12 protein-coding genes and 1 pseudogene are annotated in these 14558 nt (G+C 48.1%); 3 read left to right on the top strand and 10 right to left on the bottom strand.

Annotated elements, in window-relative coordinates:
- Positions 1-454 precede the first annotated feature (454 nt).
- Positions 455-1692 (top strand): annotated as a pseudogene (locus NZD86_RS06575) (IS110 family RNA-guided transposase).
- Between the two features lie 387 nt (positions 1693-2079).
- On the opposite strand, the gene arsC reads toward NZD86_RS06575, so the two are convergent.
- From arsC to NZD86_RS06560, 3 genes are read right to left on the bottom strand one after another with little or no spacing between them, the layout of a single operon-like run.
- Complete coding sequence (arsC, locus tag NZD86_RS06570) at positions 2080-2514, bottom strand: arsenate reductase (thioredoxin) (RefSeq protein ID WP_268045707.1); 435 nt, start codon at positions 2512-2514, stop codon at positions 2080-2082.
- Positions 2515-2527: 13 nt separating this feature from the next.
- Positions 2528-3829 carry an arsenic transporter gene (locus tag NZD86_RS06565; RefSeq protein ID WP_268045706.1) on the bottom strand — a complete coding sequence of 434 codons (1302 nt, stop codon included), beginning with the start codon at positions 3827-3829 and terminating at the stop codon, positions 2528-2530.
- The gene (locus NZD86_RS06560; RefSeq protein ID WP_268045705.1) at positions 3826-4164 is read right to left on the bottom strand and encodes an ArsR/SmtB family transcription factor; all 339 of its coding nucleotides are present in this window, start codon (positions 4162-4164) and stop codon (positions 3826-3828) included. The genes NZD86_RS06565 and NZD86_RS06560 overlap by 4 nt, the downstream gene beginning before the upstream one ends.
- 156 nt (positions 4165-4320) lie before the next feature.
- Between NZD86_RS06560 and NZD86_RS06555 the strand changes: the two genes are divergently transcribed.
- Positions 4321-4650 (top strand): ArsR/SmtB family transcription factor, encoded by a 330-nt coding sequence (locus tag NZD86_RS06555; RefSeq protein ID WP_407655218.1) that lies wholly within the window; start codon positions 4321-4323, stop codon positions 4648-4650.
- 293 nt (positions 4651-4943) lie between these two features.
- The gene (locus NZD86_RS06550; RefSeq protein ID WP_268045704.1) at positions 4944-5339 is read left to right on the top strand and encodes an ArsI/CadI family heavy metal resistance metalloenzyme; all 396 of its coding nucleotides are present in this window, start codon (positions 4944-4946) and stop codon (positions 5337-5339) included.
- A gap of 230 nt (positions 5340-5569) precedes the next feature.
- On the opposite strand, the gene NZD86_RS06545 is transcribed toward NZD86_RS06550, so the two are convergent.
- The 7 genes from NZD86_RS06545 to NZD86_RS06515 all read right to left on the bottom strand — a co-directional run bounded on the left by NZD86_RS06545 (position 5570) and on the right by NZD86_RS06515 (position 14488).
- Positions 5570-7954: a heavy metal translocating P-type ATPase gene (locus NZD86_RS06545; protein WP_268045703.1), complete on the bottom strand. Its 2385-nt coding sequence runs from the start codon at positions 7952-7954 to the stop codon at positions 5570-5572.
- 15 nt (positions 7955-7969) lie between these two features.
- Positions 7970-8269 carry a metal-sensitive transcriptional regulator gene (locus NZD86_RS06540; protein ID WP_407655217.1) on the bottom strand — a complete coding sequence of 100 codons (300 nt, stop codon included), beginning with the start codon at positions 8267-8269 and terminating at the stop codon, positions 7970-7972.
- A gap of 326 nt (positions 8270-8595) precedes the next feature.
- Entirely contained in the window at positions 8596-10152 is a 1557-nt protein-coding gene (locus NZD86_RS06535; protein ID WP_268045701.1) for a recombinase family protein, read from the bottom strand.
- Positions 10149-10313 (bottom strand): hypothetical protein, encoded by a 165-nt coding sequence (locus NZD86_RS06530; protein ID WP_268045700.1) that lies wholly within the window; start codon positions 10311-10313, stop codon positions 10149-10151. Before NZD86_RS06530 ends, NZD86_RS06535 begins: the two co-directional genes overlap by 4 nt.
- Before the next feature lie 340 nt (positions 10314-10653).
- Complete coding sequence (locus NZD86_RS06525; protein WP_268045699.1) at positions 10654-11358, bottom strand: type II toxin-antitoxin system PemK/MazF family toxin; 705 nt, start codon at positions 11356-11358, stop codon at positions 10654-10656.
- Positions 11359-11457: 99 nt separating this feature from the next.
- Positions 11458-12975, bottom strand: coding sequence for a recombinase family protein (locus tag NZD86_RS06520; RefSeq protein ID WP_268045698.1), 1518 nt, complete (start codon positions 12973-12975; stop codon positions 11458-11460).
- Positions 12962-14488, bottom strand: a complete 1527-nt coding sequence (locus NZD86_RS06515; RefSeq protein WP_268045697.1) for a recombinase family protein — start codon at positions 14486-14488, stop codon at positions 12962-12964. Before NZD86_RS06515 ends, NZD86_RS06520 begins: the two co-directional genes overlap by 14 nt.
- Between the last annotated feature and the right edge of the window lie 70 nt (positions 14489-14558).

Raw genomic sequence — 14558 nt, 5'->3', positions numbered from 1 at the left:
TCGTATAGTATTTTTCGATTCTTCTTTTTGAAGAATTTCCAGTAAAAAATTGTTTTTAGATGGAGCAAGTAGCCGAACCCGCACCACAGCCCGGAGGGCGAGGAGCGGAAGTCGGGGTCCGCCCGAAAACAGGCCTCCTTGAAAACTTAATAAATCGCAATTGGGTCTTGGACTCTTCGTGATGTTCCCAGACAATGATCCTTGGGTCATTTGGGGAAATTCGTTCATCTCCTGTAGCTCGACTACGTCTAAAGTCTGTTTCCCCAGCACTCGCGTGTACTTCTAACCCGTTGGCTGTTCCCTTTGGCAACCCATGCTCGAAAGTAGCAGATTCGAGGCGGCTCATGGATCGAAGGAAGTTCTCATATGCGAGGGTGATTGATCTGCGAGCGCGCTGGGGGCGTCCCGAAGAGTCCAATTCCCCAAATCCCTAATTCAGAAGGGAGGGATAACCTTGAAATTATTCGTCGGTATTGACGTTAGCTCTGAAGACTTAAAAGTCTGCGCCATGAACATCGTTGGTGACACACTGGATTCCTTCACAGTCACGAATAACCACGATGGGGCTTCCCGTTTGCGGGACAAGCTTCTGTCCCTAGCAGATAAGGAAAAATCCAAGGAAATCCACGTCGGACTTGAATCCACATCCGTGTACAGTTGGCATCCCGCCATGTTTTTGCACGAAGATAACTCGTTACAAAAACGCGGCACCAAAGTGTTTACCATCAATCCCAAGCTCATTAGTAAGTTCAGGAGGCTTACCCCGACCTGGACAAGACCGATTATATTGATGCCTGGATTATCGCTGACCGGCTGCGTTTCGGACGACTGCCGATGACCGTGGTACTGCAAGAACAATACATTGCTTTACAGCGCCTTACTCGCATGAGATTTCATCTCGTGCATAATCTGACGCGTGAAAAGCAGTACTTTTTGCAACACCTGTTCTTCAAATGCAGCGCTTTTACCAGCGAGGTGGAAAGCGATGTCTTCGGTCATGCCATCACCGAGTTGTTGCTGGAGCAGTATAGTCTTGATGAAATCGGATCCATGGAACTGGCGGATCTTGCAGATTACCTAAAAGAGAAAGGCAAGAATCGTTTCCCTAATCCGGAGAAGGTCGCCAAGTGCATTCAGAAGGCCGCCCGTTCCTCATACCGCCTCTCCAAATGTGTAGAGGATACGATTGACATCCTGCTTGCTACTTCCATCGAGTCTATACGAACTATCAAGCAACAGATCAAACAGATTGACCAAGCTATCGCGCGACTGCTGGACGGCATCCCGAACACGCTGGAGACCATTCCCGGCATTGGACGCGTTTACTGCGCCGGCATTCTTGCCGAGATCGGCGACATTCACCGGTTTAAAGACCAAGCCGCCGTTGCAAAGTATGCGGGTCTCACGTGGCGTAAACACCAATCCGGTAAATTTGAAGCCGAAGATACTAAGCGAATCAAATCTGGTAACCGGTTCCTCCGCTATTACCTTGTTGAAGCCGCCAACTCGGTAAAACGACATGATCCAGAATTTCAGAATTACTACCAGAAGAAATTCGCTGAGGTGCCAAAGCACCAACATAAAAGAGCCCTCGTCTTAACCGCAAGAAAACTTGTACGTCTGGTCGATGTGCTGCTACGCAACGACCAAATCTACACGCCTAGAAGGAAGGTGAATACGGAGAAGCAATAATCGCCTCCTTATCATCCTTTGGTAACAGTTCCAGTTCGAGGAACAAACTCAGACTGGGTTTCTTTAGTGCTGTCTTTTTCACTGACTCACGGTAATTTGGTCCAACAAAATTTCCATTTTTCGAGTTTCAGGAACTTGACATATTACCGTTGGACTATATGAGCAAGTGCTCATATATCATTATACACGAGACGCGAAAAACGTTACTTGCTGTGGGGGGAGCGCTCGACTCCGCCTATATCGACGTATTTCCCGGACAATCAGATCGCTTGTAAAAGACTACTAGGTCGACAGGCTATGCACACGAAGCTGCAAGCCTCGGCACTAGCTGTTTCATCTTCCCTTTTGACTAATTGGGTTTGTCCTACGGTTAGATGCGAACCATGGCTAGATCCCCTTTATCTTTAACTCCACGCTGAGGAAGGTCGAAATTCTATTTTTAATAGCGTCACGGACTTCGCGGAACTTCGCTGTAACGTCCTCTTCCGATCCCGTTGCTTTCGCTGGGTCTTCAAATCCCCAGTGTAGACGATTCACGTGTGGTGGTGTGACTGGGCACCTGTCGTTTGCATCTCCGCAAAGGGTAATTACGTAGTCGGATCGGTTCAGAATCTCGGGATCGATCAAATCGGATGTATGATGCGAAATGTCAACACCCGCGTCCTTCATCGCAGCGACTGCGAGTGGGTTCAGCCCATGGGTCTCGATCCCTGCACTGTAAACCTCAATTTTGTCTCCACCGAGCGTTCTTGCCCATCCTTCAGCCATCTGGCTACGGCATGAGTTCCCTGTACAAAGAAAATAAATAATTGGTTTCGTCATTGGACATCCCTCCTTAGTGGACCAACAATATCCACAAACATAAACCAGATAGGGTAACAAAAAGCGTTGGAATGGTCAGGACAATCCCAGTCTTGCAGTATTGCCACCAGCCAATTTTCACGCCCTTATGGGCAAGAACATGCAGCCATAGCAGCGTCGCCAGTGAGCCAATGGGCGTGATCTTGGGTCCGAGGTCACAGCCGATGACATTGGCATACACCATGGCCTCGCGCATCACGCCTGTGGCGTTTGTCGAGTGAATGGCGAGTGCATCGATCATGACCGTCGGCATGTTGTTCATGGTGCTCGACAGAATTGCGGCCGCAAACCCCGTGAACAACGTAGCGCCATAAATACCGCCATGCGTCGACCAGCGCAACAAATGTCCGAGCAGATTGGTCAAACCGGCGTTTCGTAGCCCATAAACCACGACATACATACCAATGGAGAACACAACAATTGCCCAAGGCGCAGATTTGATGGTCTTCCACAGCGAGATGGTTTTCGTGACAGATCCTGTGTAAAGAAAAACCAGTGCCATGACGAGTGCAACAGCTGATACGGGGATATGTCTAAGCTCCGTCAAAATGTAGCCTACAAGCAACACCACAAGCATGGACCAGGACATGATAAACATACCCTCGTGTTTGACTGCTTTTATTGGTTCTGGTAAATCGCTTGGGTTGTATTCTTTGGGAATGTCATTTCGAAAAAACAAGTAAAGCACCAAAAGACTTGCACCAAACGAAAACAGATCAGGCACAATCATGTGTATAGCGTATCGGATGAAGCCAACGCCAAAATAATCCGCAGATACAATGTTCACGAGATTACTCACGATGAGTGGCAACGATGTGGTATCTGCAATGAATCCGCTCGCCAGAATGAACGGTAACATCTTTTTCATGTCGAACTTCAGAAGTTTTACTTTCTCTAGCACGATGGGGGTCAAAATGAGTGCGGCACCATCATTGGAAAAGAACGCGGATACGATCGCTCCCAGTGTAATGACATACAGAAAGACCTTTCGCCCATTTCCCTTCGCGGCGTGCGCCATTTTCAGTGCTGCCCACTCGAAAAAGCCAATTTGATCAAGAATGAGAGAAATGATGATGATGCCCACAAACGCAAGCGTCGCGTCCCAGACGATTTTGGTGACCGACCAGACATCACCGAGATGGACCACGTGAAGTAGCAGGGCGAGAACTGCGCCACCTAGTGCACTCCAACCGATGGACAACCCTTTGGGCTGCCAGATGACAAATATTAACGTAACTATAAATACACCAATTGCTAACCATGCCATGGACGTCATTCTTTCACCACACCGTCACATTGGACGAGTAATCCCTTCTCTTGCAGTTCATTTAATTCGTTTGTCATGTCAGGCAGATTGTTCAATGATACACCGATCTCAGCCAAACGTGCCATGTTGAGCGAGTAAAATACCCACATCCCTTTACGGGTTTCCTTCACAAAACCCGCAGTCTTAAGTCTGCTCATGTGTTTCGAGACGGCCGGTTGTGAAATCCCAAACAGAGGTACCAATTCACATACGCAACAGTCTCGGACATTCAACAGGGCAATGACCTTAAGCCTAGTTGGGTCCCCCAGTGCCTTTAATGCATCAGCAAGACTTTCAAAGTCCATATGTATCACCCCCACAGCACATAATAACCATATCGTTATACATGTATCAACCGAAATTAACTCAATCAATTTTTTTCGATTTAGTCTTGCGCAACCACAATTCAGTGCATATAATGCCATTAAATCTAAAAAAATTGATGAACAGGATGAGATACAGTGAAGGAACTAACGGTGCTCGATCAGAAAGAACCCAACTACATACTTAAACCATACGCCGCGAAATTCAAGGCACTTTCTGACGAGAAGAGATTGCAGATCATGTACGAACTTTGCCAGCGTGGGAAAACATGCGTATGCGATTTGCAAGATGTGCTTGACCTGCCGCAATCGAGCCTGTCCTACCACCTGAAGATCCTGGTCGAAGCTGGACTGATTACGCGCGAGACGCAAGGGACATGGAGTTATTACGAACTCAATTCGTCTGAAGTCAATGCACTGCTCTCTGAACAACTTTGCTGTATCTTCCGTCCAAACGCTTGTTGCTGAGCATTTTCGTACCTAGTTAATCGATTTTTTTGGATTAAATCATTCAAGGAGGTACTTGAAAATGATTCACCCTTACTTTGCAGAAAAGTTAATCCATTTCAAGCATAACGAAGTCGAACGAAGTGCACGGAACTATTGGCAGACACATCCAACGAAAGAACCAATGGCCTCGCCTGTAGTGGTTAAGATTCGCAGAACTCCACTACAAAACCCTGCCGTTTGCTGCCCTTGATTTTTTAATCGATTTTTTAGATGACATTAATCGAAAAAATTAAATTTAGGAGGCGTCACTTATGTACACACACGTCGGAATCAACGTCACCAACCTAGAAAAATCCATTGAGTTTTACAGCCATCTATTTGAACATGAACCCGTTAAGGTGAAGGACGACTACGCGAAGTTCCTTTTAGAAGAGCCGAAACTGAACTTCACATTGAATCTGCGTGATGAAGTGAGTGGAAACCAAGTGAGTCACTTTGGTTTTCAAGTGAAAAACACTGACGAAGTGATGGCGCAGCGCGATCGATTAAATGGACTCCGTTTTACAACACGCGACCAAATGAATGTCACCTGTTGCTATTCTGTACAAGACAAGTTTTGGGTTCAGGACCCAGACGGGAACGAATGGGAGTTCTTTGTACCGAAAGAAGACACAGCAACGCATCCTGGTGGTTGCTGCAGTGCTTAATGGGAGAGGGAACCCCCTCCCGATCCCTCACACCCGATCAACTTCTAACTTCCGTACTGGTTTGATGTCAAAATCTTGTTTGATGGGAATGGAGCCTAGTAGCGAACATATTGCAGAGAAATCATCCGCTCCGACGACAAGATAAAAAATTCCTCTCCTTATTGGACTGAGCTTCAAGGTTGGTCTAGTGTAAATGAAAAGGTCCGCTTAACAAGCGGACCTTTTGCACATCATTTTTCGAATTTCAAGCGTTTGAGAAGAAGACTGTTTGATACCACACTCACAGAGCTAAGTGCCATGGCTGCACCCGCAATAATGGGATTTAGGATTCCAGCGGCAGCGAGTGGAATACCGATGACGTTGTAGAAGAACGCCCAAAATAAGTTCTGTCGGATTTTACGCATGGTGGCTTTAGACAATTGAATGGCATTCACCACACCGAGCATATTTGCGTGCATTAACGCAATGTCTGCAGCTTCGATTGCCACATCTGTACCCGTGCCCATGGCAACGCCAATATCCGCCGCCGCGAGTGCTGGGGCGTCGTTGATGCCATCACCAACCATGGCAACAACTTTCCCTTGTTGCTTGAGTTCCAGAACCTTTTCGGATTTATCCCGTGGCATAACCGCCGCAATGACGTGGTCGATGTTTACTTGTTCCGCGACGGCACGTGCTGTTCGCTCATTGTCCCCCGTGATCATCCACACTTCAATACCCATGTATTTGAGTTGGTTGATTGCGTTACGCGCATCATTCTTAATGGAATCTGCAACGGCAATCATCCCAAGTAACCGTTCATTTTCGGCTACGGTAATCACAGTCTTGGCTTCACTCTCGTATTTCGCAAGTAAATCCTCCGACATCCCAGTAACCCCTTGTTCCGAGAGCCAACGACGATTGCCGACGCGGATCACATTACCATCAATCGTGCCTTCGATACCGCTACCTGGAGTTGCCCGAACGCTTGACGCCTCTGTCCAATCGAGTTTCTGTTCCTCCGCATACGCAACTACGGCGGCTCCAAGTGGATGCTCACTTTGTGATTCCAACGACGCGGCGTGCCTTAGAAGCTCTTCTTGACTCACACCATCTGCTGCCCAGACATCTGTTACCGTCGGACGTCCAGCCGTAATTGTGCCTGTCTTGTCGAACACAACGGTATTGACCTTATGCGCTAGTTCGAGATGCTCTCCACCTTTAATGAGAATCCCATGTTCCGCACCTAGTCCTGTCCCCACCATAATTGCCGTAGGTGTGGCAAGCCCTAAGGAACAGGGGCAGGCAATGACTAGTACGGCAACTGCCGCGACAAGTCCGTGTGTCCAACCACCAAAGATGCCCCACGCAACGAATGTGAGTAACGCAACACCGAGAACGATTGGTACAAAAATACCTGAAATTTTATCCGCAAGACGTTGCACAGGTGCCTTGGACCCTTGTGCCTGATCCACAAGGCGAATCACTTGAGCAAGTGTCGTATCGGCACCAATCTTCGTCACGCGCATGGTAAACGAATTGGTTTGGTTGACCGAAGCGCCTACAACAGATGACTCCACTTCCTTTGAAACAGGCACCGACTCACCTGTTAAGAAGGACTCATTAAGCAGCGTTTGACCTTGTGTGATGACCCCATCGGTGGGCACTTTTTCACCAGGACGAACACGAACCGTGTCTCCGACACGGAGTTCCTCTACGGGAACGTCCATTTCCGCCCCATGCCGCACAACGTGCGCCACTTTCGCGCCCAATTTCGCCAGTTCCTCAATCGCCGAGCTTGAACGGTTCTTTGCCCGTGACTCCAAGAGCTTACCCATATAGATTAGTGTAATGACGGTCGCAGAACTATCAAAGTAAGTGTCTGCCCGACCCAATACGGTCAAAATGACACTGTACACATACGCCACGGATGTCCCGAGTGCGACCAGGACATCCATGTTTGCGGCTCCGCCACGTAACGAGTGATAAGCCCCTCTGTAAAAACGCCAGCCCACGAAGAACTGAACAGGTGTCGCGAGAATGAGGCTACCCCAATTAGGAATAAATGCCTGGGCACCAGCAAGCATGACAAACATTTGAATGATGAGCGGGATCGTCAGCGGAACAGATAGTCCAAAGGTATACAGCTCACGCTGATAGGCTTTCGCCTTGCGCTGGCGTTCGTGCTTTTCGAGTTCGTCTGTTGCTACGCGTGCCGAGTAACCTGCTTTCTCAATAGCGCGAATGACATCTTGGTCTGTCGCAATGCCAGGAAGATATACAACCTTCCCTTTCTCGGATGCCAGATTTACCTGAACAGACTCAACGCCTTTGACCCGTCCGACAACCTTTTCAATTCGTGCCGAACATGCCGCACAGGTCATACCCTCGATGCTCAGATCCAACTCTGTGGTTGGCACGGAATAACCCGTCTTTTCGATCCGCTGGACCACATCTTCCCAGTTGGTATCCCCTTCAACCACCACGCGCGCACGTTCAGATGCTAAGTTGACATTGCACTCCTTTACGCCAGGTAGCGTTGAAACGTTCTTTTCAATTCTTGCTGCACACGCTGCACATGTCATACCTTTGATGGGAAATGTGGCTTCTCGAATTTTTGTGTTTTCAACGGCCATTTTTGGGTACCTCCTTTACCCCTTTGTGAACTTTCGAACCACATCCATGAGCTCCTCAATTTTTGCTTCACCATCGTTACCGTGTGTGATTGCTTCTTTCACACAGTGATGTGCGTGAGAATCCAACAGATTCAAAGCAACCTGATGCGTCGCACTTTTTACCGCCGCAAGTTGTGTGATGATATCCACGCAATAGCGGTCCTCTTCGATCATCTTTTGAATGCCACGCACCTGGCCTTCAATGCGCTTTAACCGACTTAACAAGTTCGATTTATTCGATCCGTAGCTATGGTTGTGTTCGTTCAATCGTAACACCTCACCTTTGGATGCTGTGGGATACCGATCTGACGTGTCAGTGAACGCGTATCGCTTTCAGCACTCCTCGTTCCCTCCTTGCAAAGAAACATCGAGAAGCATTGAAAGGCGGTACCCAAAAATACGACGAAGGGTATCGCCCCGCCCCATTTATGTATTTTACTATACCCCGGTACCGTAGTATTGGTATTTACCCAGACGACTGTCCTTAATTATTCAATCATCATCCGCCACGGCTAAACCAATCGGAACGGCTTAACCATTCCAGAAACGCCGTGATGGCATGCAGTAAGTTGGTGGTCATCGGTGGTCCTGTTGCCCCCAGATTACTGCTTCGTTTCATGGACAGGCTTGGCGAACCGATAGGTGATGGATATTTCCTTTAATCCCTCCCGTGAACGTAAAACGGTCACGTTTTTGATGAACATCGAAAGGATTTCGCGCGTAACCAATACGTCCGAAGTATCCAAATTCAAAAAGTCGTGCATCGCTTGTCGAACTAATTGCTCGACATTCGCCTGTTCCTGCTTGGCGCCGATTTCCTTCAGCAGGCGATCCCGCGTCTTTTGCAAGGTCAAAATGCGGTTGCGAATGGTGCTGTTCATGGTGGTGTATTGATCGTCCAGCAGGTTACCCACCGTGTATTGGTCAAACAATTGTTGCGAGCGATCCATTTCCTTACTGAGATCCTTTTGTAGCGACACCAACTTCTTTTCCAGATTCTCAGTCTCCATTTCTGGAATCACGAGTTCGTCAAAGTTAATCGCCTCTAATATGTCGGTTCTGGCGCGGTTAAGGACTGCCTGCTCAACATCACGCGCCCGCACATGACCGCTGTTGCAAATGGTCCGCCCTGAATCGTGCTTGCGAAGACATCGGTAGTACGGTGTCCCTGCCTTGTTGTACGTAATGGTCATGCTCGAACCGCAGGTACAAATGAGCAATCCCTTGGACAGCAAGCAGTCATGCTTGTTCGATCCGACCATCAAGCGACGTTTGTCGAGCTTCTCTTGCACCTGCTCAAAGAGTTCGCGCGAAACAATCCCTGGATGGGCGTCGTTGCATACCGTGTGTCGTTCTGGGTCGCCCACCCATACGGCGCGTTTCTTCCGTGCAAGCGGATCGGATTCGTCTGGGAACGTGACCCGCTGTTCGCGTCTTCCGTAAACAACATCGCCAACATAGACAGGGTTACGGAGCATTCGCGAGATGTTTCGTTGTGTCCAAAAGTTCCCCCGTTTCGTGTAGCGACCTTCGCCGTTTAAGACATCGGCAATTTTGCGACACCCATACCCGTTCAGATACATCGTGAAGATGTCGGAGACAATCGGTGCAAAGCTCTCGTCCACCTCAAGCCGTTTGGTCTCGGGATTGAGCGTATAGCCGTCAGGTGGCTGTCCGTTCCACTTGCCCGACCGTGCCTTTTGAGCAGCTCCGACACGTACGCGAATCGCTGTTTTCTCAGACTCCGCTTGTGCGAGTGCACTGTGAATGGTAAAGATGAACTCCGCGTTGTCGCGTCGACTGTCGAAGTTTTCTTCCATTGAGACTACGCGTACTCCGCAGGCTGTTAGCGTGCGGAGCATCAACAGTGCATCGACAGTATCACGGGCAAAACGTGAGATTCCCTTGAACAACACCACTTCGAACTGGCGCGCCCGAGCATCACGGATAAGTCGTTGCACCGCAGGGCGTTTTACCATACTTGTACCCGTGATGCCTTCATCAACATAGATGAACGTATCAGGCGTAAACCACTGCGTTCCTTCTTCGTGGCTCCGTCGCCTTGCGTTCTCCTTGCAATAGCTGATCTGGTGGTCGATGGAATCGCCTTTAAGCTGCGATTCGTCCGATACACGGGCGTAAATTGCACAAATGGTCATGACTCATTGCCTCCGCTCACCGTTTTGGTGTGCGAAGTATGGATAGGGTTAGGAAGAGTGTATCGATTGAGGACAAGCAGTTCAATCATCTCTTGTGCCAACTTTTGGACGGACTCTTCGCCGTATGCGACTTCCGTCACGACAATCTTTGCCTCACGCACACGCATCACCCCTAAGGACATGCGTATGCGGACACGGATTGTCCACTTGCAACGCTTTTAAGCGAATGATTTTTTGCGCATAAGAAAGGGTCTTGGATTTTAGTCCAAGACCCTTTGCCCGTGCGGGCGAACTGTTGATTGACCGCATCCCAGTGTGGGAAGGGCAGATGTTTTAAGCATATGGAGTTATCTTTAAATTATGTGTCTAGAAAGAGATGAAGCTCTCGTGGACATCACCACAAGAGCTTCTCACCGTAAAGGTGGATGAAGTTATTGACCGCACGCATAATAGCGAGGGCAGAATAGAACTATAATCATTATAACCCAAGTGTACAACCTGTCAATCATCTTGATTAGACTTGTTGCGTAAATCCTTGAGTTCTTTCAGTATGCCAGGTGCAAACAATTCCATAACTTTCAGTTGAAGTACAGTCTTCAAATCGACACCGTATGGAAACAAGTCTTTTTCTCCAGACAGTTGATTAAGCTTTTTCACCGCATCATCGGGCATGATATAGTCTTCCGCATCGCACTTGAGATCGTTAATAACACGATGCTTGGATACCGATCTTATATCGTACATGTTAATCGTGGTATCCTTTGGAAAGATAACGCCATCTTTCGGACACCATATCGTAGCTTTCTTCACCTCTTCAGAATACGCTTCAGCTTTTGCATCTTCGTCGGAGTGAGTCGGAACAACGATCACAGTTTGAGCCATATTCATTAGAACGAAAGCAGGGTGTGGTAAAGATGCCTCCTTACCGATATTTCCAGTTCCGAAATCCACATAAATTTTCCGCCCACGAGAATATCTTTTCTTTGGGTCGTCGTCGCGCAACGGTCCTAGAATACCGTATGTGTTCCAAAAGTCCTTAAACAAGATATGCGGTACTACTTTTTTTATTTGCTTATTTTCCAATAAGTCCTTTTCACCATGAAGCGTAGAATCGAGTTCATCAGAAACATACTGATCTTGCTTCACATTTTTTTGCCCATGCGCTTTCGCATATGCTTTCAGTCTATCTTGATTTATAAAACTCACCCCCTGATATTACCCGAATCTAAAAATACCACACCTACACAATAGTTAGCGAGTGGAAATAAACCGAAGAGACCCTAAGCAGTTTCCATTTGCTGAGGGTCAATGATTCAAATCCACCTTCGCACAAAACTCGTCGACTTCCCCTGCCGCGTTCACAATGATGGTATCAATCAAGAAGACCAAAAATCGTCTGAGTGCTTGTCGGTCACCCTTCAGCGCATCGGCGTACAAATCGTCCCAATCGAGATTTTTGAGTTCAATTCCCTCGATAAAAGAAAGCTTCGTTTTGAAGTCCTTAATTTGACGTTCCCATCGATTGCAATCGGCTTGCTTCTGTAACCGATAGTGTTGCAGGATGGAGACCATCTTCTCGTTGGTTTCGTCAGACTGACGCACCTGAAACCGACTTCGCATCTCAGCGTCAGCTTCTTCGATACGCTTCTTCGCTTCATCAACCTGTTTTTCCAAGTTGCGGATATCCTTATTGAGTTGGCTCATGTCAGTTTGCAAGCGGACACGCACTTCTTCCATCAGTGCGTCCACACCGCCTGGAACGAGTGCGCGCCGATTGACAACATCAAGCGTCGCACGAACAATGGTCGTTTCAAATTCCCCTGCTTCAAAACGACGGCACTTGCAGAAATAGTAACGCTTGCCGTATCGCTTGCCTGTACTGCTCTTGGTCATTTGGTTTTGCGTCTGAAAAAGACTCCCACAGTCTTTGCAAGCCACCAACCCTCTAAGCAAGAAATTCGTGTTGTAGTGCCTCGGAGCCACTTGCCCTTTGCGTCGTTGGTCAAAGAAGTTCCAGCATCGCTCCCACTCTTCTTTGGTTAAAATGGCAGGAATACCTTTGAGTGGTTCTTGGCTTTCCACCCAGTCACAGCGATCCGAAACAGAGCTGTGGGACTTTTTCTTTCCTTTGTAAGCCGTCAAGTAGCCTGCGTAGAACGGATTCGTCACGATTGCTTTGACCTTTTCCTTTTTCCATGACCCACCCAGCGCCTTTGCGATGCGATAACAGCCTTCACCTTTCAAATAGCGGTCAAAGATCTCACGAACCACGATGATTTCATCCGCCACTTGTAGAATTTGACGGCTATCTTTATCAAACATGTAGCCGTACGGCGGTTTGCGCCCAACCCACTCGCCATGCTCCACACGATGTACGAGCGTGTCGCGGGTCCGCACGCGCGTTTGTTCGACTTCGTATTGACTGAGACCATCTTGCATGAGTTCAATAACCAAATCCCCTGAATCGTACACACTTCGAGTAGCGGCGAGGACAATCGGAATCCCCAACTCATGCATTTCTTCCCGAATCACTTGATGCTCGTACGCATCGCGTGCCAAACGGTCTCTGGCATAGGTGATGACAAAATCAAACTTGTGTTCCTTTGCGTCATCCAGTAGTCGCGCGAGATGCGTGCGTTTAATTAACGGAACCTTGGTCGCGGAGACATTGGGATCGGCGTATTCAACAGGCAAAAGCTCCCCTTTGTATTCAGCCACCACCTGCTTGGCAACCCGACGCTGCATCTCCATTTCCTGTTTGTCCGTCGAGTGTCGTCCATAGAATACGCCTTTCTTGTCAGTGATGGCATCACGTAGCGACATCCGTCAACACATCCTTCGAGACAACATACGGGTGCTTAAAGGTGATGTCGATACACTTTGGACTGACATCCACGCAGGCGACAATGTCCCGAAACAGCAAACGGATCTCATCTGGTTCCCGTTCCTGCATCGTCTCCAGAAATTCAGCTAAGTTGTCAGCTAATTGTTTCGGTCGCGCGGAAAGTGCTTCGACTTCTGCCAGTAAATCGATAAAAGCGTCATACTCCTTCTGTACCGTACTGGTTTGCTCGTACAGCTTAAGGAGTTTATCGGTTAACTCACCCTTTTTGGACGTATCCGATGTCCGCAAATATTGGTCGGCACGTTTCACCATCTGATTCTTGCGTTCTTCAATCTCGGATGAAAGCGTCTTGATTTGCCTTTGCAAACGTTCCGCATTTGTCGAACGATAGCGTTCGATAAGGTCGTTGATGTTTGCCATTACCATGGTACTGAAAAAGGTTTTCGCCCGCTCCAGAACAAGTGTTTCCACATGTTCTTGACGAACCTTGCAGTTGTGTGCTTCGTGTGTACATTCGTACATGCCGACATTCACGCCTTGTCGCATACGGTCCTTTGCAATGAGTGGTTCTTTACAGACGGAACAAAACAGCAGTCCTTCCATGTGATAGACAATTTTCTCCTTGTCACGTTCACGTTTGGTAATCATGTTCGGAAGCAATTCTTGAACCTTTTCCCACTCTTCAACTGTAACGATGGCAATGCCTTCATACGTTGCTTCGAACTCTCCTGCCCCTTCAAAGGTCATGATGTGTTTACCCATGTAGAGCGGGTTCGATAAGATGTTGTAGATATCGGCAACCTCCCAGTTCCGCTCTTTAACAACTTGCCCTTTTTTGACAACCTTTCTCGAAAGCTCCTGACGGTCGAAATACTTCTTGATTTCGTTCAATGATTCGAAATGTTGGCTGAGGACAAGGTCGTACAGCTCTCGGGCAATCTCAATGTCGCCTGGTGTTTGGACAATCCGTTCTTGTACTTCGTTTTCTTTCACATGTTTGTTGATGTGATAACCAAACGGGACTTTGCCTGCGTATTGTTTGGCAAGGAACTTTGAAATCTTTGAGTCCCGAATACGCTTGGCAATTTGCTCGCCTTCGCGCTGGATGACCCCCGCCATCAGCACTTCAAAGAATTCTCCGACGGCGGTATAGGACAACGGATGCTCGTTATCGGCAGTGAAAATGACGTTCACCTGATGTTCTTTCAAAAACCGATAAATGTGCATATACTCGGTCGCAAGGCGCGCCAGTCGGTCTCGCTTATAGACAAGCAAGTTTTGCACGCGCCCCTTTTTGATGTCATCCATCAGACGTTTGAGTTCTGGTCGGTCCTTCATCGTCACTTGTCTGGCAGAAATGAACGGATCAGGATACTGATCCTCAATCACGAGTAGCTTTTCTCTTGCCGTCTTGAACGCCATCGTCTTTTGCATCTCCACGGAATGTTCCTGGAGATTCGTCGAACTGCGATAATACGCAACGGTCCGCATGGTCTTCACCCCCCGTATGGAAGGTATGACTTGTACACTTCGAATTTTCCTGTCGCTTCAAAATGGCGTC

The organism is Alicyclobacillus dauci, assembly GCF_026651605.1.
Classification (GTDB): domain Bacteria; phylum Bacillota; class Bacilli; order Alicyclobacillales; family Alicyclobacillaceae; genus Alicyclobacillus; species Alicyclobacillus dauci.
Note: the sequence above shows the minus strand (reverse complement) of the source record. Positions and strands in the feature narration are given on the sequence as shown.

Coding starts and splice junctions, on each gene's coding strand:
- NZD86_RS06535 (WP_268045701.1), bottom strand. CDS start 10,152: ATGACCATTTGTGCAATTTACGCCCGTGTATCGGACGAATCGCAGCTT.
- NZD86_RS06545 (WP_268045703.1), bottom strand. CDS start 7,954: ATGGCCGTTGAAAACACAAAAATTCGAGAAGCCACATTTCCCATCAAA.
- NZD86_RS06520 (WP_268045698.1), bottom strand. CDS start 12,975: ATGTCGCTACGTGATGCCATCACTGACAAGAAAGGCGTATTCTATGGA.
- NZD86_RS06565 (WP_268045706.1), bottom strand. CDS start 3,829: ATGACGTCCATGGCATGGTTAGCAATTGGTGTATTTATAGTTACGTTA.
- NZD86_RS06560 (WP_268045705.1), bottom strand. CDS start 4,164: ATGGACTTTGAAAGTCTTGCTGATGCATTAAAGGCACTGGGGGACCCA.
- arsC (WP_268045707.1), bottom strand. CDS start 2,514: ATGACGAAACCAATTATTTATTTTCTTTGTACAGGGAACTCATGCCGT.
- NZD86_RS06550 (WP_268045704.1), top strand. CDS start 4,944: ATGTACACACACGTCGGAATCAACGTCACCAACCTAGAAAAATCCATT.
- NZD86_RS06515 (WP_268045697.1), bottom strand. CDS start 14,488: ATGCGGACCGTTGCGTATTATCGCAGTTCGACGAATCTCCAGGAACAT.